Origin of the sequence: Serratia sp. MMO-28 (genome assembly GCF_037199905.1) — a bacterium.
Lineage (GTDB): Bacteria > Pseudomonadota > Gammaproteobacteria > Enterobacterales > Enterobacteriaceae > Chania > Chania oryzae.
The window spans coordinates 156,494-179,324 of record NZ_JBBCVB010000004.1 but is presented as its reverse complement, the minus strand read 5'-3'; the positions used below and the strand labels follow the sequence as shown (position 1 = coordinate 179,324).

Sequence of the window (22,831 nt, the reverse complement as noted above, 5' to 3'; positions counted from 1 at the left end):
GGCTTGGTCGTTGATTAAAGTTTTATCGTCGCCAAGGAAGGCATGCCGGTAACACTGAACGTCACCCATCTATCTGAGGAGGAAACGTGCTCAACGACTGGCTTAACGCCGACCATATTCAACTGTGTGAAAAAGTCGCGGACTGGCAGGAAGCGGTAGCACTGAGTGCTCAACCGCTGTTGCAACGAGGCGTTATTACCCGCGACTATCTGGCGGCCATATTCCGCCAATACCAGACGCTGGGGCCATATTTCGTTCTGGCACCCGGTATCGCCATGCCACATGCCAGGCCAGAGGAGGGCGCGAAAGCATTAGGTCTTTCGCTGTTAAAAATTAACCAGGGAGTGCGTTTTCATTCCGAAGATAACGACCCGGTATTCGTGGTGGTGATGCTTTCTGCTCCAGATAGCAGCAGTCACATAGAGCTTATCTCGCATTTGGCTGAATTATTTTCAGATAACGAAGCCATGGAAAGAATATTCCGCGCCGAGAGTCAACAGCAGATTGAGGATATTATCGCCAATTATTAATTCTTAACGTTATACTCGTCATACTTCAAGTTGCATGTGCGTTGGCTACGTTTGCTCACCCCTGTCACATAGTGGTCTATGCTCCTGGGGATTATGAGCCTCAGAGAGGCTCACCCTACAGGCCAGCGCTTGCCGCCTTCCCGCAACTCGAATTATTTAGAGTATATACCAAGGTATGGCAGTTAATCGCATCAGATAACCCTCTGGTGACGTTACCTCATATTCAAAATTCAGCAGGTGAAAATAATGAAAATTATGGCTATTTGTGGTTCGGGGTTGGGCAGTAGTTTTATGGTAGAAATGAATATCAAGAAAGTGCTGAAAAAAATGGCGATTGAGGCGGAAGTTGAACATTCCGATCTCTCCTCGGCTACGCCGGGCGCGGCTGATATTTTCGTGATGGCAAAAGACATCGCCGACAGCGCCAGCGTCCCGGCCAGTCAACTGGTGGTGATCAGTAATATCATCGACATCAATGAACTCGAAGCTAAGCTGCGCGCTTATTTTGAAGCTCACTCCATCATTTAATCAAAGCCATTAGCGAGGTGGATATGTTTATCCAGGAAACGCTTAAATTTGTGGTTGATATATTGAAAGTCCCTGCGGTGCTGGTAGGCGTTATTGCATTAATTGGCTTGCTGGCACAAAAGAAATCATTTTCTGATGTGGTGAAAGGTACGGTAAAAACTATTCTCGGCTTTATTGTGCTCGGTGGTGGTGCCACGGTGTTGGTCGGCTCCCTTAACCCATTGGGGGGGATGTTTGAACACGCCTTTAATATTCAGGGAATCATTCCAAATAATGAAGCCATCGTATCCATCTCTTTGGAGAAATATGGTGCTTCCACCGCGCTGATTATGGCATTTGGTATGGTAGCGAATATTATCGTCGCCCGTTTTACCCGGCTGAAGTATATCTTCTTGACCGGCCACCATACCTTTTATATGGCCTGCATGATCGGCATTATCCTGACGGTGGCCGGTTTTGAAGGGGTACAGTTGGTGTTTACCGGCGCACTGACCTTAGGGTTGGTGATGGCATTTTTCCCGGCGATTGCCCAGCGCTATATGCGCCGCATTACCGGGAATGATGATATCGCCTTCGGGCATTTCGGCACGCTGGGTTACGTGCTTGCCGGTTGGATCGGTACACGCGTCGGCAAAGGCTCACGTTCCACCGAAGAGATGAACCTCCCGAAGAACCTCAGCTTCTTACGCGATAGCTCCATTTCTATCTCGATGACCATGATTGTCATCTATCTGATCCTGGCGATTTGTGCCGGACAAACGTATGTCGAAAGCCAACTCAGCGGCGGGCAGAACTATCTGGTGTATTCGATTATCCAGGCGATTACCTTTGCTGCAGGGGTGTTCATCATCCTGCAAGGGGTGCGTTTGATTCTGGCGGAGATCGTTCCGGCCTTTACCGGCTTTTCAGAGAGACTGGTGCCCAACGCCCGCCCGGCGCTGGATTGCCCGGTGGTCTACCCCTATGCCCCTAATGCCGTGCTGATTGGCTTTCTGTTTAGCTTCCTCGGTGGGTTGGTGGGGCTGTTCCTGCTTGGGCAAATGAAAATGGTGCTGATCCTGCCGGGCGTCGTCCCGCATTTCTTTACCGGTGCGACCGCCGGGGTATTTGGTAATGCTACCGGTGGGCGGCGTGGTGCGATGCTGGGGGCATTTGCCAATGGCCTGCTGATTACCTTCTTGCCGGTGCTGTTGCTACCGGTGCTGGGAGCATTGGGCTTTGCCAATACCACCTTCTCCGATGCGGATTTTGGTGTGATAGGGATTGTGCTGGGCAATATGGCGCGTTTCATGACCAAAGAAACGATCATGGTCGCGATCATTGCCATCTTCGCATTATTGGTTGCACATAATTTTCTGAGCAAAGGCAAAAGCGCTCCGACTGCAGATCGCGTTGAGAAATAAGTGAGGGCGGTTTAATGAACAACACAGTGACTGAGATTGGCCAATTGCGTGCGCTGGCGCGGACGATCCGCGTGGAAACGCTGAAAGCCCTCACCGGGCTGGGGTTTGGCCACTATGGGGGCTGCATGTCGATCGTGGAAACGCTGGCAGTCTTGTATGGCGAAGTGATGCGTATCGATCCGGCAGATCCCGACTGGCCGGAGCGCGACTACTTTGTGCTGTCAAAGGGCCATGCCGGCCCGGCACTTTACAGCACGCTGGCGATTAAGGGCTATTTTCCGCTTGAGCAGTTGAACACGCTGAATCAGAACGGCACCCGCTTGCCGAGCCACCCGGATCGTCTGCTGACTCGTGGTGTGGATGCGACCACCGGCTCTCTCGGGCAAGGCGTTTCCATTGCTGCAGGGATCGCGCTTTCACACCGGCTGGCAGGCCGACGCAATCGGGTATTCAGCATTTTGGGGGATGGCGAACTCAACGAAGGGCAGTGCTGGGAAGCGTTCCAGTTTATTGCTCACCACAACCTGCATAACCTGACGCTGTTTATCGATTACAACAAGCAGCAGTTGGATGGCGCGCTGGATGAGGTGATCAAACCTTTCGATCTGGCAGGCAAATTCACCGCCTTTGGCTTTGAGGTGCAAACCGTGCTGGGGGATGACATTGCGGCGATCCGTGACGCGGTGCTGCCGGTACGTAGCGGTGAACAACGCCCGCTGGTGGTGATCCTGGATAGCATTAAGGGGCAGGGCGTCGCCTATCTGGAGAATCTGCAGAACTCTCATCACTTGCGCTTAACGCCGGATGTGCAGCAGGAAATCGAAAAGGCCATTGCCGATCTGGAGGTTGCTGATGTTTAACGTGGTCACGCAGTTGGAAAACGACGGCATAGAGATGCGCAAAGTGTACGCCGGAATGATGCGCCAACAGATCGAGGCGGGTAAACCGGTAATCGCGCTGGAAGCCGATCTGATGAGCTCGATGGCGATGGATGGGGTACATAAAGATCATCCGCAGCATGTGATCAACTGCGGCATTATGGAGGCTAATGTGATCGGGGTTTCCGCCGGATTGTCGCTGACCGGGCGGATCCCCTTTGTGCATACCTTCAGCGCATTTGCCAGCCGGCGTTGTTTCGATCAGCTTTTTATGTCGTTGGATTATCAGCGCAATAACGTGAAGGTGATCGCTTCGGATGCCGGGGTGAGCGCCTGCCATAACGGCGGCACGCACATGTCGTTTGAAGATATGGGCATCGTACGCGGGCTGGCGCATTCGGTGGTGCTGGAGGTGACCGACGCCACGATGTTTCAGGATATCCTGCAGCAACTGGTGGAACTGAAAGGCTTCTACTGGGTGCGCACGATCCGCAAACAGGCAACGCGTATTTATCAGGACGGCTCCCGTTTCACCATCGGTAAGGCCAATCTGCTGCGTGACGGCAGTGAGATCACGTTGATTGCCAACGGCATCATGGTAGCCGAAGCGCTGAAGGCGGCACTGGCGTTGGAACAGCAAGGCATCAGCGCTGCGGTGATCGATATGTTCACGCTCAAGCCGATCGATCGTGACATTATTAAGACCTATGCAGCAAAAACCGGCAAAATTGTCACCTGCGAAAACCACAGTATCCATAACGGACTGGGCTCTGCCGTGGCGGAGGTGCTGGTAGAAGAGTGCCCGGTACCGATGCGCAGGGTTGGCGTGAAACAACGTTACGGGCAAGTGGGAACACAGGCGTTTTTGCAGCAGGAGTACGGCTTGACGGCCGAACATATCCTGCAGGCGGCACATCAGTTGCTGAATGGTGTGGTGTAGTCGCGTGTAAGTGCCACAGGTATTGACTTGGCTCACAGCGCCATTGGCGCTGTGAGCTTTTTTTCATCTGGCGCACCGTGAAAGTAGGGGAGGGGTGTAGTGATGCGAGAAAATACTGAGATTCGATGAGTGGGGAGGAATCCTGTATTCATGCTATTGCTTGCTTGTTCATTTGAATAATGAATAAAAATGAGTATATAACTTAAGCGAAATATTTGAATTATCCTGCCACTATTCTTGGCGGGGCAGTGATTACGTTCTGGAATGTTAATGCGCGTGATTTATTTCAAGAGCGAATACACCGGATGTGGCTCCCATTAGTTAATGAGTAACATTGATTTTATCGCGACATGAGGCGAAGAGAGATAATCTTAAAATGCTTTAAAGTGTGGGTTATGTCGGTGCGAGCATTGTGTTTTTAGTGCTGAAACTCATGTTAAATATGATTTTTCCTTACTGGTTTTCTAGGTTTTTTCTTGGTTTTTTATTTGAATAAGCTTATTTTAATTTATTTAATCCTTTTAATTCAATTTCTTGTGTTTTTATGTCATTGCGGATTGATAAGGGTTTAATTATGTTTCTGTGATAGGCTAAAGCTCATTAAAACATTTACTTTACTCTTTACATTAAAGCGCTTTTAACTAGAATGGGCCGCATCAGGTTAAGGTGTTATTGGTCGGTTATGGGGTTCATGGCTTTAAGACCATGATTTCAGCGATAGGGCGACTGTCGCTGTATTGGCGTTGCGTTAAATGTGTAAAGTCGCCAACCCACGATAGAACGTATAGGTTATGTTTGGATTGCTCTATATGCTCATCTCAAAACCTGCTTGGTTTTCCTTCTGATAATAATTTATAGCGTTGAGATGTTTGAGCCACTGCTTAAACGGGTTCTCTCGTTCGGCTTGTCTGATGCTGCAAGTAAAATAGCATTAATTTTATATAGGGCAATTTATACCCATAGAATATGGAGTTTCTAATAGTGAAAAAAATTTTTTGTGTTACTACCTTGGTTGCCGCAAGTTTAGGTCTGTCGGCAGGCGCATCGGCTGCTGATGGTCAGGTAAACTTCGAAGGGCAAATTATTACCGAGGCTTGCCAGGTTGTTAATAATATGAGTAATCCTGCGGAAGTGCCGTTGGGCAAGGTGGCGGCGAGCGCTCTCGCTAAAAAGGGTGATACTGCGAGCCCGCAGAAATTCATTTTGAGCCTGAAAAATTGTCCGCCTTCTGTGAGTGCCGCTCAAGTCTCGTTTGATGGCGATGCTGCCACTAGCGAAAACAATTCGTTAGCTCTTACTCAAGTGGCTAATATGGCGACAGGGGTGGGTGTTCAAATCTCCGATACCTCAGCCGTATTGCCTTTACGGACCCCTTCAGTGGCCTACCCACTGACTGCCGGTGTGGATAATGATTTGGCGTTCGTTGCACGCTATGTTGCAACAACAGATACCGTTACCCCAGGGCCAGCAAATGCGGTAGCAACTTTTGGTATCACTTATAACTAATCGCATTTGAGCGAATGAAGTTTAGCGGCCCGTTTCATCACGGGCCGCTTTTTTACTACTTTAGCAGGTAAGAAATGTTATCAGGCTTGCTCTACCAGGGCATCGGCCTGAGCAGACTGAATCGCCGTCAGCGCCACGGTGTAGACGATATCGTCCACCAGTGCGCCACGTGACAGATCGTTTACCGGTTTGCGCATCCCTTGCAGCATCGGCCCGATAGACACCAGATCGGCAGAGCGCTGTACTGCTTTATAGGTGGTGTTACCGGTGTTCAGATCTGGGAAGATGAACACGGTGGCTTTACCTGCCACTGGCGAGTTAGGCGCTTTAGATTTGGCAACGTCAGCCATGATCGCCGCATCGTACTGCAGTGGGCCATCGATGATCAGGTCTGGGCGTTTCTCCTGCGCCAGGCGGGTGGCTTCACGCACTTTCTCAACGTCACTGCCTGCACCTGAATTACCGGTAGAGTAAGAGATCATAGCCACGCGCGGTTCGATACCGAAGGCGGCAGCGGAGTCGGCAGACTGAATGGCGATCTCGGCCAGTTGTTCTGCGGTGGGATCCGGGTTGATCGCACAGTCACCATAGACCAGAACCTGATCAGGCAGCAGCATGAAGAATACGGAAGAAACCAGCGAACTGCCCGGTGCGGTTTTGATCAACTGCAACGGTGGGCGAATGGTATTGGCAGTGGTGTGAACCGCGCCGGATACCAGGCCGTCAACTTCGCCTTTCTCCAGCATCAGGGTGCCGAGAACCACGTTATCTTCCAGTTGTTCGCGGGCAACCACTTCGGTCATGCCCTTGCTCTTACGCAATTCCACCAGGCGTGGCACGTATTTTTCACGCACGGCAACCGGATCGACGATCTTAATGCCTTCGCCCAGCTCAACGCCCTGCGCCGCCGCTACGCGCTTGATCTCATCCGGATTCCCCAGCAGCACACATTCGGCAATGCCGCGTGCGGCACAGATCGCTGCCGCTTTCACGGTACGTGGCTCATCGCCTTCCGGTAGCACAATGCGTTTACCCGCTTTGCGTGCCAGTTCGGTCAACTCGTAACGGAACGCTGGCGGCGACAGACGACGTGAACGTTCTGAAGTGGCAGTCAAGGACGCGATCCACTCGGCGTTGATATGGCTTGCCACGTAGTTCTGCACCTGCTCAATGCGTTGGTGGTCATCCGCAGGCACTTCCAGGTTGAAGCTTTGCAGGCTCAGTGAGGTCTGCCAGGTGTTGGTATCGACCATGAATACCGGCAGGCCGGTTTGGAAGGCACGTTCGCAGAGTTTTTTGATCGACCCATCGATTTCGTAGCCGCCGGTCAGCAGCAGGGCACCGATTTCCACACCGTTCATCGCCGCCAGACAGGCGGAAACCAGCACATCTGGGCGATCTGCGGAGGTCACCAACAGTGAACCCGGGCGGAAGTGTTCCAGCATATGCGGAATGCTGCGTGCACAGAAGGTCACTGACTTCACCCGGCGGGTCATGATGTCACCTTCGTTGATCACGCGCGCTTTCAGGTGGCGGGCCATATCAATGGCGCGGGTTGCGATCAGATCGAAGCTCCAAGGCACACAGCCCAATACCGGCAGTGGGCTATTGGCAAACAGCTGAGCGGGATCGACGTTGGCCACGCTGGCTTTGGTAGAGTCATCAAAAATTTCCGACAGATCGGGACGGGTACGGCCCTGATCGTCAACCGGTGCGTTCAGCTTATTGATGATCACGCCGGTAATGTTTTTGTTCTTGCTGCCGCCAAAGCTGCTGCGGGCCAGTTCGATGCGCTCTGTCAACTGAGCCGGAGAATCGTTACCCAGCGCCAGCACGAAGACGATTTCAGCATTCAGGGTTTTGGCAATTTCAAAGTTCAGTGCGCTGGCAAACTGGTGCTTGCGGGTTGGCACTAGGCCTTCGATCAGCACCACTTCCGCATCTTTGGTGTTTGCGTGGTAACGCGCGACTATCTCTTCCATCAGCACGTCTTGCTGGTTGGAGCTCAGCAGGCTTTCCACGTAGCTCATACGCAGCGGTTCGGCGGTGGGAATGGTTGAGTTGCTGCGGATGATGGTGGTGGTCTGGTCGAGGGTATCGCCACCGCTACGTGGTTGGGCGATAGGTTTGAAAACGCTCAGACGAACGCCTTTTTGCTCCATAGAGCGGATGACACCCAAGCTGACGCTGGTCAGGCCAACGCTGGTGCCGGTGGGGATCAACATAATTGTACGTGACACAGAATAGTCCTCTTCACGGTTTTTTCAGTCTGCGGTAAACGCGCAGGCAAATCTTGGCTCTGAAACAACATCGTCAGCCTGGGCTGACGGTGTGGGGAGCATTAAGCGGTGAGACGGGAAGCGTCTTGCGCGATGACCAACTCTTCGTTGGTTGGGATCACCAGTGCCAGGCGGCTACCGTCTTTGGTGATGTTGCCGGATTTGCCGAAGCGAGCGGCCAGGTTGCGTTCGTGGTCGATCTCAAAGCCCAGCAGGCCCAGTTTGTTCAGGGTCAACTCACGCACCAGTGCCGCATTTTCGCCGATGCCACCGGTGAAGATCACCGCATCCAGACGGCCATCCATCAGTGCGCTATAGGCACCGATGTATTTGGCCAGGCGGTGGCAGAATACGTCCATGGCACGTTTGGCATCGGCTTTGGTCGCGTATTTGTCTTCAACGTAGCGGCAGTCGCTGGTGACTTCGGTCAGGCCCAGCAGGCCAGACTCTTTGGTCAGCATTTTGTTGATCTGGTCAACGCTCATGCCCAATGAGTCGTGCAGGTGGAAGATGATGGCCGGATCGATGTCACCGCTGCGGGTGCCCATCACCAAGCCTTCCAGCGGCGTCAGGCCCATGGAAGTATCGACACATTTACCGTTACGCACTGCGCTGACGGAACCGCCGTTGCCCAGGTGGCAGGTAATGACGTTCACTTCGTCAACCGGCTTGTTCAGCATCTTCGCCGCTTCTTGTGTCACATAGAAGTGGCTGGTGCCATGCGCGCCATAGCGGCGAACGCCGTGGTCACGGTACAGGCTATACGGCAGGGCGTACAGGTAGGACTCTTCCGGCATCGTCTGGTGGAACGCGGTGTCGAACACGGCGACGTTTTTATCAGCCAGATTCGGGAAAGATTTCAAGGCTTCAGCGATACCGATCAGGTGAGCTGGGTTATGCAGTGGTGCAAAGGGTACCGAATCTTTGATACCCTGCAGGACTTCGTCGTCGATCACGGCAGAGGCGGTGAACTTCTCGCCGCCGTGCACGATGCGGTGGCCGATAGCGGTCAACTGTGCGGAAAGCTCTGGTTTTTGTGCCAGAATAGTATTAACAATGAAGTTCAGCGCTTCGCTGTGTGCTGCGCCAGCACCCAGTGCTGCTTCTTGCTTAGCGCCATCCATTTTCCATTTGATACGCGCTTCTGGAAGGTGGAAGCATTCGGCAAGGCCGGAAAGATACTCTTCACCGTTGGCTGCATCAATGATAGCGAATTTGAGAGAAGAACTGCCGCAGTTAAGAACCAGTACTAGCTTACTCGACATGGAAGTACCTATTTATAGTTCGTGTTGTTAGTGGACCCAGAACACGTGGTGAATAAATCGTCAAACAGACATCAAGCGTAGCGCATAATGGCGTTGACATTTATGATTAACATCATGTCAGTGACAAAAAACACATGATGATAAAAAAACCGGTGATTTTTCCGCTGTTTAAGTAATCTTGCTTTTAAATGGGCGAAAAGTTGACAGATTTTGTGTCATCTTCTACCGGCCAAAAGGCCGGCTTAGGATACCGATAGCCCGTAGTAAACACAAAATAAATTTAAAGCTTCAACTTTTTTGTTGGTGTGTTTGCAAAAATATTTCATTTTTATACGTGAAGTTGAGGTAAGCGATGACGAGTAAGCCATCCGGTTCCGTGAATTGGTTTCAGATATTCCAGCGTGGGCAGCATTACATGAAAACCTGGCCTGCCGATAAACGGTTGGCACCCATGTTCCCAGAGAATCGCATTACGCGTGCCACTCGCTTTGCCGTGCGTGTTATGCCGCCGCTGGCGATCTTTACCCTGACTTGGCAAATTGCCCTTGGCGGCCAGCTCGGCCCGGCGATTGCGACGGCATTATTTGCCTGCAGCATGCCGATGCAGGGCCTGTGGTGGCTGGGCCGCCGTTCGGTGACACCGCTGCCTCCCTCTTTATTACAGTGGTTCCATGAGGTGCGTAATAAGCTGGCAGAAGCCGGGCAGGCGCTGGCGCCGATTGAAGGAACACCTACCTATCAAGCCTTGGCTGATGTGCTGAAGCGTGCGTTCAAGCAGTTGGATAAAACCTTCCTTGACGATCTCTGATCCCGAGCTTTTCAAGCTAGCGCTATCCGAAGCCCATTGGCTATCAAGCCCACCTTGCGATAACCCCGGTTTAAATCAAAGAAGGTGCGAGTTGTGGTTCCACACCATAACGCCGTCATGCGATGCTCTCACCCATTTGCAGAACTGAGGAATGTGAAATGGAAATGACTAACGCCCAACGTTTGATCCTGTCGAATCAGTACAAAATGATGACCCTGCTCGATCCGGACAATGCCGATCGCTATCGCCGTTTGCAGACGATTATCGAGCGTGGTTTTGGTTTGCAGATGCGTGAACTCGATCGTGACTTTGGTGAGATGAGCGAGGACGTGTGCCGCACCATCATCAACATTATGGAAATGCATCATGCATTGCAGGTGTCCTGGGAAAATCTTAAGGATCGCCAAGGGCTTGATGCCCGCCGTCTGGCCTTCCTCGGCTTTGATGCAGCAACCGAAGCACGCTACCTCAGCTATGTGCGTTTCCTGGTCAGCACGGAAGGGCGGTATACTCACTTCGATTCCGGCAGCCATGGCTTTAATGCCCAAACCAAAATGTGGGAGAAGTATCAGCGCATGCTGGCAATCTGGCTATCATGCCCACGCCAATACCATTTGAGCGCCGTTGAGATTGCGCAAATCATTAATGCCTGATGATTTGCAGTGTGAAAGATAACGGAGAGAAAAGAGGTTTTCTGTGGAATGTAAGGGTTTTTTGTTCGACCTTGATGGAACGTTAGTGGATTCATTACCTGCGGTGGAACGTGCCTGGACTCACTGGGCCGAGCGTCACGGTATCAGCCCGCAGGAAGTGTTGGCTTTTATTCACGGTAAGCAGGCCATTACTTCATTGCGTCATTTTATGCCAGGAGCGACAGAGTCGGCGATCCAACAGGAGTTTGATCTGCTGGAACAGATGGAAGCGCAGGATACCGATGGCGTCAGCGCGCTGCCCGGTGCGGTGGCGCTGTTGGAGCGGCTTAATGTGCTGGGTATTCCTTGGGCGATAGTGACCTCGGGGTCGATCCCGGTGGCCAGTGCACGGCGTAAAGCCGGTGGTTTGCCGCAGCCCGAGGTGTTTATTACCGCTGAACTGGTAAAGCAGGGGAAACCGCAGCCAGATGCTTATCTGCTGGGGGCTGAACGCTTGGGCCTGGCTCCGCAGACCTGTGTGGTAGTGGAGGATGCGCCCGCAGGGATCCTTTCCGGCCTGGCGGCAGGGTGCCAGGTGATCGCGGTTAACGCACCGGCGGAGGCAGCGAAGCTCGATCAGGTGGATCTGATACTCTCTTCGCTGGCTCAGATTAAGGTTGATAAGACACCGCAGGGTGCAAGCATCGAACTTATTGCTTAATCAGTATTTTTTTACCTCAAATTGATTAGACCCCGCATTTACGGGGTTTTTTTATGCTAATTTTTAAGGCCTGGATCACTGTAGGATGAGGCCGTTTTGAACAGCGAATTACTTTGGGTTTTGATTTTACTGCTGATAGCCATTGTGCTGTTTACGACCAATAAGCTGCGCATGGACGTAGTGGCCTTACTGGTGATTATTGCGTTTGTGCTGAGTGGCACCCTGACTCTGCAAGAGGCCACGGCGGGCTTTAGCGATCCTAACGTGATTTTGATCGCCGCCCTGTTTGTGATCGGGGAAGGTTTGGTGCGCACCGGCGTGGCTTATCAGGTTGGCGACTGGCTGGTGAAAGTCGCGGGCAGCAGTGAAACCAAAATGTTGGCGCTGTTGATGTTCACCGTGGCCGGGCTGGGGGCATTTATGAGCTCGACCGGCGTGGTGGCGATCTTCATTCCGGTGGTCCTCAGCGTGGCGGTACGCATGAAGATTTCGCCAGGGCGGCTGATGATGCCGCTCAGCTTTGCTGGGCTTATCAGCGGCATGATGACGCTGGTGGCTACGCCGCCGAATATGGTGGTCAACAGCGAATTGGTACGTGAGGGGCTGGTCGGCTTCAGCTTCTTCGGCGTGACGCCAATCGGTCTGATCATTTTGTTGATGGGGGTGGGTTATATGTTGATTGCCCGCCGTTGGCTGGGCAAAAGCAGCGATGCTAAAAACACCAAGTCTACCTGGCAGCGCCGGACGTTTCGCGATCTGGTCCGTGACTATAAATTGACCGGGCGGGCGCGCCGTTTGGCGGTTCGCAGTGGTTCACCGCTGATTGGCCGCTCCTTGGATGAATTACATTTGCGCGCCCGCTACGGTGCCAACGTTATCGGCATTGAGCGATGGAAACGTTTTCGCCGCGTGATGATCAGCGCTTTCGGTAGCACAGAGTTGCGTGAAGGGGATGTGTTGCTGATCGACATGTCGGACTGCGAGATTGATTTACGCCAGTTTTGTAGCGAACAACGACTGGAACCCATGATCCTGCGTGGTGAGTATTTCTCTGAGCAGGCGCGTAACGTGGGGATGGCTGAAGTGTCGTTAATTCCTGATTCGGCGTTGTTGGGGAAATGCGTGCGCGATGCGGCCTTCCGCAGCCGTTACGATCTGAATGTGATAGGTATCCGCCGCAACGGCAAAACGCTGGAGGGCAAACTGGTCGATGAGCCCTTGGTCTTGGGAGATATCCTGCTGGTGATCGGTGACTGGAAAGCGATCCGTCAGTTACAGGCCAAGACTCATGACTTCATCGTGCTGAATCTGCCTGCAGAGGTGGATGAAGTGGCACCAGCCATCACTCAGGCTCCGCATGCGTTGTTCTGCCTGGCGCTGATGGTGGCGATGATGCTGACCGATGAAATCCCGAATCCTATTGCCGCGTTGATCGCCTGCCTGCTGATGGGGCGTTTCCGTTGCATCAATATGGAAAGCGCTTATAAAGCGATCCACTGGCCAAGCATTATTTTGATCGTCGGTATGATGCCTTTTGCCCTGGCACTGCAGAAAACCGGTGGCGTGGATTTGATCGTGCAAGGGTTGATGGATATCGCCGGTGATGCAGGCCCGCGCGTCATGCTGGCGTGCCTGTTTGTACTTTGTGCTTCCATCGGGCTGTTTATCTCCAATACTGCGACGGCGGTATTGATGGCGCCGATTGCCATTGCGGCGGCACATAAGATGGGAGTCTCGCCTTATCCGTTTGCCATGATCATTGCCATTGCAGCTTCGGCTGCCTTTATGACGCCGGTGTCATCGCCGGTGAATACGCTGGTATTGGGGCCAGGGAATTACAAGTTTGGCGATTTTGTGCGCATCGGGGTGCCGTTCACGGTATTGGTGATGATCGTCAGCGTGGTGGTGGTGCCCTGGCTGTACGCGTTTTAGGCCCGGGTTTCGGGCCTGCGGTAATGATTACAGTGGGGAGTCAATACTGATCTCATCCAACGAAAGGCTGAAGCTGGGAATAAACACTTCCATGAAATAATCCATTTCCGGGCTTTGGCGTAGCTGCAGAGTTTTTTCCAGGCGCGCTTTAGCCAAGGTAAATTCGTTATTTCCGGCTGACAGTTCCTCCAGGCATTTCAGGTAGGCGCAGAGTGCGTCCGCCTGTTTTACCAGAAGTTTCTCTTCCTCACTGTAATAGTGTTCATCCAGAATTGAACGGAAGTCATTCTGTAATTCTTTCGGAATCATCTCTAGCAGCTTTTGTTGCGCGATCTTTTCAATTTTCTTGTATTCATGGGCGATCTGCGGATTGTAATACTTGATGGGGGTGGGCATATCACCAGTCAACACTTCGCTGGCATCGTGATACATCGCCAACAGCGCCACGCGCTCGGCGTTCAGGTTACCGTTAAATTTGCGGTTCTTAATCACCGCCAGCGCGTGGGCGACAAACGCGACCTGCAGGCTGTGCTCGGAAACGTTTTCGGTACGCACATTGCGCATCAGTGGCCAGCGGCTAATCAGTTTCATACGCGAAAGGTGGGCAAAGAAATGGCTCTGGCTCATGGTGCTCTCTTTAGACAACGGCAAGTGAGGTGTTTATTGTGAGCAGTGGCGGCAGGTTATGCAAACCCAGTTGTGCGGTGTGGGCGCAGTGCGCTGCGCCCATGAATCTTATTGGTGGTAGGTTTCGAGGAAACGCCCCAGTTTACCCACGGCCATTTCCAACTCATCTACCCGCGGCAGGGTAACGATACGGACGTGGTCAGGGTAAGGCCAGTTGAATGCGCTGCCTTGTACTAACAGCACTTTTTCCTGTAATAGCAGGTCCAGCACCATTTTCTGGTCGTCGCGGATATTAAAACGCTTGGCGTCAATACGCGGGAACATATACAGCGCACCTTGTGGCTTCACGCAGTAAACGCCAGGAATATCATTCAGCAATTCCCAGGTGCGGTTGCGCTGTTCATACAGGCGCCCGCCGGGTTGAATAAATTCGCTGATGCTCTGATAGCCGCCGAGCGCGGTTTGGATCGCGTGCTGCATCGGCACGTTGGCGCACAGGCGCATCGATGCCAGCATTTCCAACCCTTCGATATAGCCCTTGGCGTGCTTCTTCGGCCCATTAAGCACCATCCAACCTTGGCGGAAACCGGCGACGCGATAGGTTTTGGACAACCCGTTGAAGGTCACTGTCAGCAGATCCGGTGCCAGCGCGGCAATAGAGTGGTGCTCGGCGTCGTCATAGAGGATCTTGTCGTAAATTTCATCAGCAAAGATGATCAGGTCGTGCTGACGCGCGATCTCAACGATCTGTTCCAGCAACTCTTTGCTGTAAACCGCGCCCGTCGGGTTGTTGGGGTTGATGATCACAATACCGCGGGTACGTGGGGTGATCTTGCTGCGAATGTCGTCCAGATCCGGGAACCAGCCCGATTCTTCATCGCAGATGTAGTGCACGGCTTTGCCGCTGGAGAGCGATACCGCAGCGGTCCACAGCGGGTAGTCGGGGGCAGGCACCAGCATTTCGTCGCCAATGTTAAGCAGCGCCTGCATCGATTGCACAATCAGCTCAGAGACACCGTTACCAATGTAGATATCCTCAACGGTCACATCACGCATGTTACGTGCCTGATAGTGCTGCATGATCGCCTTACGCGCTGAGAAGAGCCCTTTGGAATCGCAATAGCCCTGTGCCGTAGGGAGATTACGGATGACATCGACTAAAATTTCATCAGGGGCGTCAAAACCGAACGGGGCGGGGTTGCCGATGTTCAATTTGAGGACTTTGTTGCCTTCTTCTTCAAGACGTTTAGCTTCTTTGAGCACCGGGCCACGAATGTCATAGCAGACGTTGTCCAGTTTGCTGGATTTCTCAATGGGGGACATAAAAAGTTGAGCCTTTTGCTGGATGGGGGATGATCCTACCGTGGAACACCGTAACCTGTTCAATGTACTCCTGGTGCTGCCGATTTTGAAGGGTTACGCATGCCTTTGGTGCAAACGATCGGCTAAATTGATGATTTAAACGATGATGCGTCTGTTATAACTAACAAATCAGAATTAAATTCTTTTTAATATTGATTTTTTGGGTTTTAAATTTAAATTAGAGTGCGTTGATGTAAAAATTCTCTGCCACATGTCTACTGTTGATATGTACATAACGAACGTATGGCGGAGAGGGTAATAAGATATAAATTGTAAAAAAATGATAACGAGAGAATTATCTTATGGCTGCTGTTGGGCGGTAATACGACACTTCTTAGTAAAGTGAAATTGTATTAGAAGGGTTTCAGTAATCAACTTAAGGGTTTTTTAAGTAAAGTTGTCTATTATTTAATAATAAGAAGCCTTACTAGCTGAATTTATGAAACTCTCTGATAAATGAACCTAATGATACACAAGGTAGGGTTAATCTATTGAACGAAAAGTAGCAATAGGAGCGGTGCTCTGATCCGTCTGACTCGGCATGATCGGTGAGGGAAGGTGATGGTTTGGCTGTTGTAAGCAGCTCGTCATTCAGTGATTAAGCACTTTTCGTCGTAACTTCCCTTGTATCAATAAGCTATTGCGATAGATCGTGGATAAAAAGCGATAGAGATAACGAAATATAAGTAATTTTTTTGCCCTCCTCTAATGAGTGGGGTACTGTCATGTCTGGCGCTTGCCCTTTTTAGCAGTGCCTTAGAAATACACCAGGGTAGTTTGTAAATTAGAATTTAAAAAGTGAAGAAAACACTATGATAAATGCAAATCGTCCGATACTTAATCTCGACCTCGATCTGCTAAGAACCTTTGTTGCTGTTGCCGATCTGAATACTTTTGCGGCGGCTGCCGTCGCCGTTTGCCGTACTCAGTCAGCGGTCAGTCAACAAATGCAGCGGTTAGAGCAATTGGTTGGCAAAGAGTTATTTGCTCGCCATGGGCGTAATAAGTTATTAACCGAACACGGTATTCAGCTTCTCAGTTATGCTAGGAAAATTCTGCGTTTCAATGATGAAGCCTGTACCTCATTGATGTACAACAATATCAACGGAGTGCTGACGATCGGTGCTTCTGATGATACTGCGGATACCATCCTCCCTTTCCTGCTTAATCGTGTAACGTCGGTCTACCCCAAACTGGCTATTGATGTGCGGGTAAAACGTAGCCCGTTTATGATCGATATGCTGAAAAACGGTGAGGTGGATTTAGCCATCACTACCGTGGATACGCAAGGGCATCCGCATATTGTTTTGCGTACGTCACCAACCCTATGGTATTGCGCGGCGGATTATCATTTCCAGGCAGGGGAACCGATCCCGCTGGTGGTGCTGGATGAGCCGAGCCCCTTCCGTGAAATGGCGATCAAGCATCTGGATGCGGCCGGTATTCCTTGGCGTATCGCTTATGTGGCGTCAACGTTATCTGCAGTGCGGGCGGCGTGCAAAGCGGGCTTGGGGATTACCGCACGGCCTATCGAGATGATGAGCCCGGATCTGCGGGTGCTGGGGGCGACAGAAGGTTTACCGCACCTTCCCGACACTCAATACTCATTGTGCAAAGATATGAAGTGCGAAAATGAGTTGGCAATGGCGATTTTCAGCGCTGTGCAAAATGGTAACGAGACGTACCATTTCAGCGGGGAATCAGTTGCAGTGGCGAATGGTTCTTGCTTGGCCGACGGTGAAGAAGAGTAATCGCTAACCGGGTTATTTGATGAGAAAACCTCTGCTTCGGCGGAGGTTTTTTTTACCCGGAAATCGACGAAACTGCGATTTTCAGCAAGTTTTCATTATTTATTAACTGAAAGCGTTATTTTTTCCACTATTCTTGGCCGACAGAATGGCACCAGGTCGCGGTAAATCGGTTTTGTCTGTTTTTTATGCAGAAATAACAAAGGGGTAAAACTCTGGAGTTAATGGGGGGGGTTTGGTACTTTACTGTGATTATTTTTTTAGCGGAGACTGGCAGAAATTGTTAAAGAGCCACACTTTTTTTGAAGGTTTCTGTCTGAAACGTGTCTTGGATCAAAAAAATACCCCTAGGTAGTGAGTGGAACAACAGGGAAATCCTGAGAGAATGGTATAGTAAAACTGAAATATGCATATTGGTTTATGCCTATCTGTTTCTACACGGCCATTGACTGACACGATTTAGCCTAAGCTAACGCATCATATGTTAATCAAATGGCGCGTATGTAAACTAATGTGTAGATTCTTTTGTCGAAGTTGACAAAAGGTTATAGAAAGGAGTAAAAAGCCCACAGTAAAAATGCTGCCTAACTCTCTGTAAAAGCAGTGTGTTCGTGTGGTTATTTATCCTTCCCTTAAATCGATGTGGTGCACTAACTGCCAGTAACAAGAGCAGAGCGATCGACGCCACTTTTGATGAGTAAGCATAGAGTATGTCAACAACCACTGAAGTTATCGCTCACCACTGGGCGTTCGCCGTATTTCTTATCATGGCTATCGGGCTTTGCGGCTTCATGCTGCTGGGGGCGTTCTTCTTGGGTGGGAGAGCCCAGGCGCGCGCTAAAAATACCCCTTATGAGTCTGGGATCGACTCGGTGGGTTCGGCGCGCATGCGTCTTTCTGCCAAGTTCTATCTCGTCGCCATGTTCTTCGTTATCTTCGATGTTGAAGCCCTGTATCTGTATGCCTGGTCGGTCTCCATTCGTGAGAGCGGTTGGGTAGGCTTTATCGAAGCCGCCATTTTCATTTTGGTGTTATTGGCTGGTTTGGTGTATCTGGTGCGTATCGGCGCATTGGATTGGACTCCGGTGCGTTCCAAGCGCCTGAGCAAGCCAAGCACAATCAAGAACGCTAGCAACAGTCATCCGCAGTAACAGCGAGGCATTAAGATGGACTATACGCTCACCCGCATAGACCCGAACGGTGAGAACGACCGTTATCCCCTGCAAAAACAGGAGATCGTTGGCGATCCCCTGGAGCAGCAGGTTCACCGCACGGTTTACATGGGTAAACTCGAACATGCTTTGCATGACATGGTGAACTGGGGGCGTAAAAACTCTCTTTGGCCGTATAACTTCGGCCTTTCGTGCTGTTATGTGGAAATGGTGACTTCGTTTACCGCCGTGCATGACGTGGCTCGTTTTGGTGCGGAAGTGTTGCGTGCCTCTCCTCGCCAAGCAGATTTTATGGTGGTTGCGGGTACCTGCTTCACCAAGATGGCCCCGGTTATTCAGCGCCTGTACGAGCAAATGCTGGAGCCTAAGTGGGTGATCTCGATGGGTGCCTGTGCCAACTCCGGCGGGATGTACGATATCTATTCCGTGGTGCAGGGCGTTGATAAATTCCTGCCGGTTGATGTCTACATTCCAGGCTGCCCACCGCGTCCGGAAGCCTATATGCAAGCGTTATTGCTGCTGCAGGAATCTATCGGTAAAGAACGCCGCCCGCTGTCGTGGGTGGTTGGCGATCAGGGCGTTTACCGCGCCAATATGCAATCTGAAAAAGAGCGTAAGCACGCCGAGCGTATCGCGGTAACCAACCTGCGGACGCCTGACGAGATTTAAAACGTTCATTTAACGTCCATCTTAGTGCGTTATTGGTTAGCTCCGCGAAAAGTTGTATTTGCGGCGAAATAACCCTTTAGTGTGGTGAAAAAAATTATGACAGATTTAACGACGCACGACGCCTCGCCTGCCCGGCCAGCATGGGAAACCAGGGACCATCTTGACGATCCGGTGATTGGCGAACTGCGCAACCGTTTTGGGCCGGAAGCCTTTACCGTTCAGCCCACCCGTACCGGAATGCCCGTGGTATGGGTTAAGCCTGACCAGTTACTGGAAGTCATGACGTTCCTGAGAAAACAGCCGAAGCCTTATGTGATGCTGTTCGATCTGCATGGCGTTGATGAGCGTCTGCGTACTCACCGTCAGGGCCTGCCTGCTGCAGATTTTTCTGTTTTCTATCATCTGATTTCAATCGAACGTAACCGTGACATCATGCTGAAAGTGGCGCTGTCTGAAAAAGACCTGCACGTGCCCACAGCAACCAAAGTGTTCCCGAATGCCAACTGGTATGAGCGCGAAACCTGGGAAATGTTCGGTATTACCTTCGATGGCCACCCGCATCTGACGCGCATCATGATGCCGCAGACCTGGGAAAGCCATCCACTGCGTAAAGATTATCCGGCGCGTGCGACAGAATTCGATCCGTTTGTTTTGACCAAGCAGAAAGAAGATCTGGAGATGGAGTCGCTGAAGTTCAAGCCGGAAGACTGGGGCATGAAGCGCGGCACCGAGAACGAGGACTTCATGTTCCTTAACCTCGGCCCGAACCACCCGTCTTCACACGGTGCATTCCGTATAATTCTGCAACTGGATGGCGAAGAGATCGTCGATTGCGTGCCGGACGTGGGCTATCACCACCGCGGTGCCGAGAAGATGGGTGAACGCCAGTCCTGGCACAGCTATATTCCGTACACCGACCGTATCGAGTATCTCGGTGGCTGCGTGAACGAAATGCCTTACGTACTGGCGGTTGAAAAGCTGGCCGGGATCGTGGTGCCGGATCGTGTCAACACTATCCGCGTCATGCTCTCCGAACTGTTCCGCATCAACAGCCACCTGCTGTACATCAGTACCTTTATTCAGGACGTGGGCGCGATGACCCCGGTGTTCTTCGCTTTTACCGATCGTCAGAAAGTGTACGATCTGGTGGAAGCGATTACCGGTTTCCGTATGCACCCGGCCTGGTTCCGTATCGGTGGTGTGGCACACGATCTGCCGCGCGGTTGGGATCGCTTACTGCGTGATTTCCTCGACTGGATGCCAAAACGCCTTGATTCTTACGTCAAAGCCGCGCTGAAAAACAGCATCCTGAAAGGCCGTTCCATCGGTGTTGCTTCTTACAATGCTAAAGAAGCGTTGGAGTGGGGCGTGACCGGCGCGGGCCTGCGTGCTACCGGTATCGAGTTTGACGTGCGTAAATGGCGCCCGTACTCCGGCTATGAAAACTTCGATTTCGAAGTGCCGGTCGGTGATGGCAACAGCGACTGCTATACCCGCGTGATGTTGAAAGTGGAAGAGCTGCGCCAGAGCCTGCGGATCCTTGAACAGTGCTTGAACAACATGCCGGAAGGCCCGTTCAAGGCCGATCACCCGCTGACCACGCCGCCGCCGAAAGAGCGCACGCTGCAGCATATTGAAACGCTGATCACCCACTTCCTGCAGGTTTCCTGGGGCCCGGTGATGCCAGCCAACGAATCATTCCAGATGATTGAAGCCACGAAAGGGATTAACAGCTACTACCTGACCAGTGACGGCAGCACTATGAGCTATCGCACCCGGGTACGTACGCCAAGCTTTGCTCACTTGCAGCAAATCCCGGCGGTAATCCGTGGCAGCCTGGTCTCCGACCTGATCGTCTATCTGGGTAGTATCGATTTTGTAATGTCAGATGTGGACCGCTAACTATGCATGATCATAACGATGCACTTGAGCCGATTAATGCAGTCGTTCTCGAAAACGGCGCCGATGCATTTGTGCTGAGCGCGCAAGAGCGTGATGCGATCGAGCACGAAAAGCACCATTACGAGGATCCTCGTGCGGCCTCTATCGAAGCACTGAAAATTGTGCAGAAGCAGCGCGGCTGGGTGCCTGATGGGGCGATTTATGCCATTGCTGAAGTGCTGGGTATTCCTGCCAGCGACGTAGAAGGCGTGGCCACGTTCTACAGCCAGATTTTCCGTCAGCCGGTCGGGCGCCACATAATCCGTTATTGTGACAGCGTAGTGTGCCACATCAACGGTTATCAGGGCATTCAGGCGGCACTGGAGAAGAAACTCAATATCAAGCCGGGCCAAACCACCTTCGATGGCCGCTTTACGCTGCTGCCGACCTGCTGCCTGGGCAACTGCGACAAAGGCCCAAGTATGATGATCGATGAGGATACTCACGCTCATCTGACGCCGGAAAATGCGGTCGAATTGTTGGAGCGGTATAAATGATGATAGATATCAAACGTACTGCCGAAATGCATCCGCTCACCTGGCGGTTGCGCGATGACCAACAGCCGGTGTGGCTGGATGAATATCGTAGCAAAAACGGTTACGTCGGCGCAGAAAAAGCCCTTAAAGGCCTGGCCCCCGATGAGATCGTTAATCTGGTAAAAGACGCCGGGCTGAAAGGCCGTGGCGGTGCAGGTTTCTCCACCGGGTTAAAGTGGAGCCTGATGCCGAAAGACGAATCCATGAACATTCGTTATCTGTTGTGTAACGCCGATGAAATGGAACCGGGGACGTATAAAGATCGCCTGCTGATGGAACAACTGCCGCACCTGCTGGTGGAAGGCATGCTGATTTCCGCGTTCGCGTTAAAAGCCTACCGGGGCTACATCTTCCTGCGTGGCGAATATATCGAAGCTGCAGTGCATTTGCGCCGTGCGATTGCTGAAGCCACCGAAGCGGGCTGGCTTGGTAAAAACATCCAAGGCAGCGGTTTTGATTTTGAACTGATCGTTCATACCGGTGCTGGCCGCTATATCTGCGGTGAAGAAACTGCCTTGATCAACTCTCTGGAAGGCCGCCGCGCCAACCCGCGCTCCAAGCCTCCTTTCCCGGCGTCTGCCGGTGCCTGGGGCAAGCCGACCTGCGTAAACAACGTCGAAACCCTGTGCAACGTGCCTGCAATTCTTGAGCACGGCGTTGACTGGTACAAAGGCATTTCCGCCGGTAAGAGCAACGACGCGGGCACCAAACTGATGGGCTTCTCCGGCCGGGTGAAAAACCCAGGCGTGTGGGAGTTGCCGTTTGGCACCACCGCGCGTGAAATTCTGGAAGATTACGCTGGCGGTATGCGCGATGGCCTGAAATTTAAAGCCTGGCAGCCGGGTGGTGCCGGAACCGACTTCCTGACCGCCGATCATCTGGATCTGCCTATGGACTTCGAGCATATCGGCAAAGCCGGTAGCCGCCTGGGTACCGCGCTGGCGATGGCGGTAGATCACGAAATCGGCATGGTTTCCCTGGTGCGTAACCTGGAAGAGTTCTTTGCCCGTGAGTCCTGTGGTTGGTGTACGCCGTGCCGCGACGGCCTGCCGTGGAGCGTGAAGATCCTGCGTGCATTGGAAAATGGCCAAGGGCAGCCGGGGGATATTGAAACCCTTGAGCAACTGTGTCGCTCCCTCGGCCCAGGTAAAACCTTCTGTGCCCATGCGCCAGGTGCCGTAGAGCCACTGCAAAGCGCGATTAAATATTTCCGTGACGAGTTTGAAGCCGGTATTGCCACCCAGCACTTTGGCAACACTCAGGTGATTGGCGGTATTCAGCCAAACAACTTGTTAAAACAGCGCTGGTAGCCGCTATACCTGGCGTCTTTTGCCTTGTTAAAAGACGCCGGGCA

The 22,831-nt window shown here is 52.0% G+C and carries 20 protein-coding genes; 16 read left to right on the top strand and 4 right to left on the bottom strand.

From position 1 onward, the window contains the following. Positions 1-86 precede the first annotated feature (86 nt). The 6 genes from WG891_RS05180 to WG891_RS05155 all read left to right on the top strand — a co-directional run bounded on the left by WG891_RS05180 (position 87) and on the right by WG891_RS05155 (position 5,785). A complete protein-coding gene (locus WG891_RS05180; protein ID WP_337261782.1) occupies positions 87-530 on the top strand; it encodes a PTS sugar transporter subunit IIA in 444 nt (147 codons plus the stop codon). A 246-nt stretch (positions 531-776) separates the two neighbouring features. Beyond that, positions 777-1,058 carry a PTS sugar transporter subunit IIB gene (locus WG891_RS05175; protein ID WP_076941594.1) on the top strand — a complete coding sequence of 94 codons (282 nt, stop codon included), beginning with the start codon at positions 777-779 and terminating at the stop codon, positions 1,056-1,058. A 23-nt stretch (positions 1,059-1,081) separates the two neighbouring features. Further along, on the top strand, positions 1,082-2,461 hold the full coding sequence (locus WG891_RS05170; protein WP_337261781.1) for a PTS ascorbate transporter subunit IIC: 1,380 nt from the start codon (positions 1,082-1,084) through the stop codon (positions 2,459-2,461). 14 nt (positions 2,462-2,475) lie between these two features. Beyond that, on the top strand, positions 2,476-3,321 hold the full coding sequence (locus WG891_RS05165; RefSeq protein ID WP_337261780.1) for a transketolase: 846 nt from the start codon (positions 2,476-2,478) through the stop codon (positions 3,319-3,321). After that, positions 3,314-4,279, top strand: a complete 966-nt coding sequence (locus tag WG891_RS05160) for a transketolase family protein (RefSeq protein WP_337261779.1) — start codon at positions 3,314-3,316, stop codon at positions 4,277-4,279. The genes WG891_RS05165 and WG891_RS05160 overlap by 8 nt, the downstream gene beginning before the upstream one ends. Before the next feature lie 981 nt (positions 4,280-5,260). Then, positions 5,261-5,785 carry a fimbrial protein gene (locus WG891_RS05155; protein WP_337261778.1) on the top strand — a complete coding sequence of 175 codons (525 nt, stop codon included), beginning with the start codon at positions 5,261-5,263 and terminating at the stop codon, positions 5,783-5,785. Positions 5,786-5,865: 80 nt separating this feature from the next. On the opposite strand, the gene pta is transcribed toward WG891_RS05155, so the two are convergent. Next, the gene (pta, locus tag WG891_RS05150) at positions 5,866-8,025 is read right to left on the bottom strand and encodes a phosphate acetyltransferase (RefSeq protein WP_337261777.1); all 2,160 of its coding nucleotides are present in this window, start codon (positions 8,023-8,025) and stop codon (positions 5,866-5,868) included. A gap of 101 nt (positions 8,026-8,126) precedes the next feature. Beyond that, positions 8,127-9,329, bottom strand: a complete 1,203-nt coding sequence (ackA, locus tag WG891_RS05145; protein ID WP_337261776.1) for an acetate kinase — start codon at positions 9,327-9,329, stop codon at positions 8,127-8,129. A gap of 352 nt (positions 9,330-9,681) precedes the next feature. On the opposite strand from ackA, the gene yfbV reads away from it, so the two are divergent. The 4 genes from yfbV (at position 9,682) to WG891_RS05125 (ending at position 13,422) form a co-directional block, all read left to right on the top strand. Beyond that, positions 9,682-10,137, top strand: coding sequence for a terminus macrodomain insulation protein YfbV (yfbV, locus tag WG891_RS05140; RefSeq protein ID WP_337261775.1), 456 nt, complete (start codon positions 9,682-9,684; stop codon positions 10,135-10,137). A 158-nt stretch (positions 10,138-10,295) separates the two neighbouring features. Next, entirely contained in the window at positions 10,296-10,790 is a 495-nt protein-coding gene (locus WG891_RS05135; protein ID WP_337261774.1) for a YfbU family protein, read from the top strand. 43 nt (positions 10,791-10,833) lie between these two features. Next, on the top strand, positions 10,834-11,490 hold the full coding sequence (locus WG891_RS05130) for a sugar phosphatase (protein WP_337261773.1): 657 nt from the start codon (positions 10,834-10,836) through the stop codon (positions 11,488-11,490). A gap of 96 nt (positions 11,491-11,586) precedes the next feature. Continuing rightward, complete coding sequence (locus WG891_RS05125) at positions 11,587-13,422, top strand: SLC13 family permease (protein ID WP_337261772.1); 1,836 nt, start codon at positions 11,587-11,589, stop codon at positions 13,420-13,422. A gap of 27 nt (positions 13,423-13,449) precedes the next feature. On the opposite strand, the gene yfbR is transcribed toward WG891_RS05125, so the two are convergent. Together yfbR and WG891_RS05115 are read right to left on the bottom strand one after the other, a co-directional pair. Further along, positions 13,450-14,049 carry a 5'-deoxynucleotidase gene (gene yfbR, locus WG891_RS05120; protein ID WP_076941583.1) on the bottom strand — a complete coding sequence of 200 codons (600 nt, stop codon included), beginning with the start codon at positions 14,047-14,049 and terminating at the stop codon, positions 13,450-13,452. Positions 14,050-14,157: 108 nt separating this feature from the next. After that, entirely contained in the window at positions 14,158-15,372 is a 1,215-nt protein-coding gene (locus WG891_RS05115) for a pyridoxal phosphate-dependent aminotransferase (RefSeq protein WP_337261771.1), read from the bottom strand. A gap of 851 nt (positions 15,373-16,223) precedes the next feature. Here WG891_RS05115 and lrhA point away from each other — a divergent pair. From lrhA to nuoF, 6 genes are all read left to right on the top strand, one after another. Continuing rightward, the gene (gene lrhA, locus WG891_RS05110) at positions 16,224-17,162 is read left to right on the top strand and encodes a transcriptional regulator LrhA (protein WP_337261770.1); all 939 of its coding nucleotides are present in this window, start codon (positions 16,224-16,226) and stop codon (positions 17,160-17,162) included. Between the two features lie 707 nt (positions 17,163-17,869). Beyond that, the gene (locus WG891_RS05105; protein ID WP_337261769.1) at positions 17,870-18,310 is read left to right on the top strand and encodes an NADH-quinone oxidoreductase subunit A; all 441 of its coding nucleotides are present in this window, start codon (positions 17,870-17,872) and stop codon (positions 18,308-18,310) included. A 15-nt stretch (positions 18,311-18,325) separates the two neighbouring features. Further along, positions 18,326-19,000 carry a NuoB/complex I 20 kDa subunit family protein gene (locus tag WG891_RS05100; protein WP_076941579.1) on the top strand — a complete coding sequence of 225 codons (675 nt, stop codon included), beginning with the start codon at positions 18,326-18,328 and terminating at the stop codon, positions 18,998-19,000. Between the two features lie 96 nt (positions 19,001-19,096). After that, on the top strand, positions 19,097-20,902 hold the full coding sequence (nuoC, locus tag WG891_RS05095) for an NADH-quinone oxidoreductase subunit C/D (RefSeq protein ID WP_443006027.1): 1,806 nt from the start codon (positions 19,097-19,099) through the stop codon (positions 20,900-20,902). Positions 20,903-20,904: 2 nt separating this feature from the next. After that, a complete protein-coding gene (gene nuoE / locus WG891_RS05090) occupies positions 20,905-21,438 on the top strand; it encodes an NADH-quinone oxidoreductase subunit NuoE (RefSeq protein ID WP_337261768.1) in 534 nt (177 codons plus the stop codon). After that, on the top strand, positions 21,435-22,787 hold the full coding sequence (nuoF, locus tag WG891_RS05085; RefSeq protein ID WP_337261767.1) for an NADH-quinone oxidoreductase subunit NuoF: 1,353 nt from the start codon (positions 21,435-21,437) through the stop codon (positions 22,785-22,787). The genes nuoE and nuoF overlap by 4 nt, the downstream gene beginning before the upstream one ends. Positions 22,788-22,831: the final 44 nt, after the last annotated feature.

What these genes read in the sequence shown, in the direction of transcription:
- WG891_RS05165 (WP_337261780.1), top strand. Translation starts at nt 2,476, where the DNA reads ATGAACAACACAGTGACTGAGATTGGCCAATTGCGTGCGCTGGCGCGG.
- yfbV (WP_337261775.1), top strand. Translation starts at nt 9,682, where the DNA reads ATGACGAGTAAGCCATCCGGTTCCGTGAATTGGTTTCAGATATTCCAG.
- WG891_RS05170 (WP_337261781.1), top strand. Translation starts at nt 1,082, where the DNA reads ATGTTTATCCAGGAAACGCTTAAATTTGTGGTTGATATATTGAAAGTC.
- WG891_RS05100 (WP_076941579.1), top strand. Translation starts at nt 18,326, where the DNA reads ATGGACTATACGCTCACCCGCATAGACCCGAACGGTGAGAACGACCGT.
- WG891_RS05175 (WP_076941594.1), top strand. Translation starts at nt 777, where the DNA reads ATGAAAATTATGGCTATTTGTGGTTCGGGGTTGGGCAGTAGTTTTATG.
- lrhA (WP_337261770.1), top strand. Translation starts at nt 16,224, where the DNA reads ATGATAAATGCAAATCGTCCGATACTTAATCTCGACCTCGATCTGCTA.
- WG891_RS05135 (WP_337261774.1), top strand. Translation starts at nt 10,296, where the DNA reads ATGGAAATGACTAACGCCCAACGTTTGATCCTGTCGAATCAGTACAAA.
- WG891_RS05160 (WP_337261779.1), top strand. Translation starts at nt 3,314, where the DNA reads ATGTTTAACGTGGTCACGCAGTTGGAAAACGACGGCATAGAGATGCGC.
- nuoE (WP_337261768.1), top strand. Translation starts at nt 20,905, where the DNA reads ATGCATGATCATAACGATGCACTTGAGCCGATTAATGCAGTCGTTCTC.
- nuoC (WP_443006027.1), top strand. Translation starts at nt 19,097, where the DNA reads ATGACAGATTTAACGACGCACGACGCCTCGCCTGCCCGGCCAGCATGG.
- yfbR (WP_076941583.1), bottom strand. Translation starts at nt 14,049, where the DNA reads ATGAGCCAGAGCCATTTCTTTGCCCACCTTTCGCGTATGAAACTGATT.
- ackA (WP_337261776.1), bottom strand. Translation starts at nt 9,329, where the DNA reads ATGTCGAGTAAGCTAGTACTGGTTCTTAACTGCGGCAGTTCTTCTCTC.
- WG891_RS05105 (WP_337261769.1), top strand. Translation starts at nt 17,870, where the DNA reads ATGTCAACAACCACTGAAGTTATCGCTCACCACTGGGCGTTCGCCGTA.
- nuoF (WP_337261767.1), top strand. Translation starts at nt 21,435, where the DNA reads ATGATGATAGATATCAAACGTACTGCCGAAATGCATCCGCTCACCTGG.
- WG891_RS05115 (WP_337261771.1), bottom strand. Translation starts at nt 15,372, where the DNA reads ATGTCCCCCATTGAGAAATCCAGCAAACTGGACAACGTCTGCTATGAC.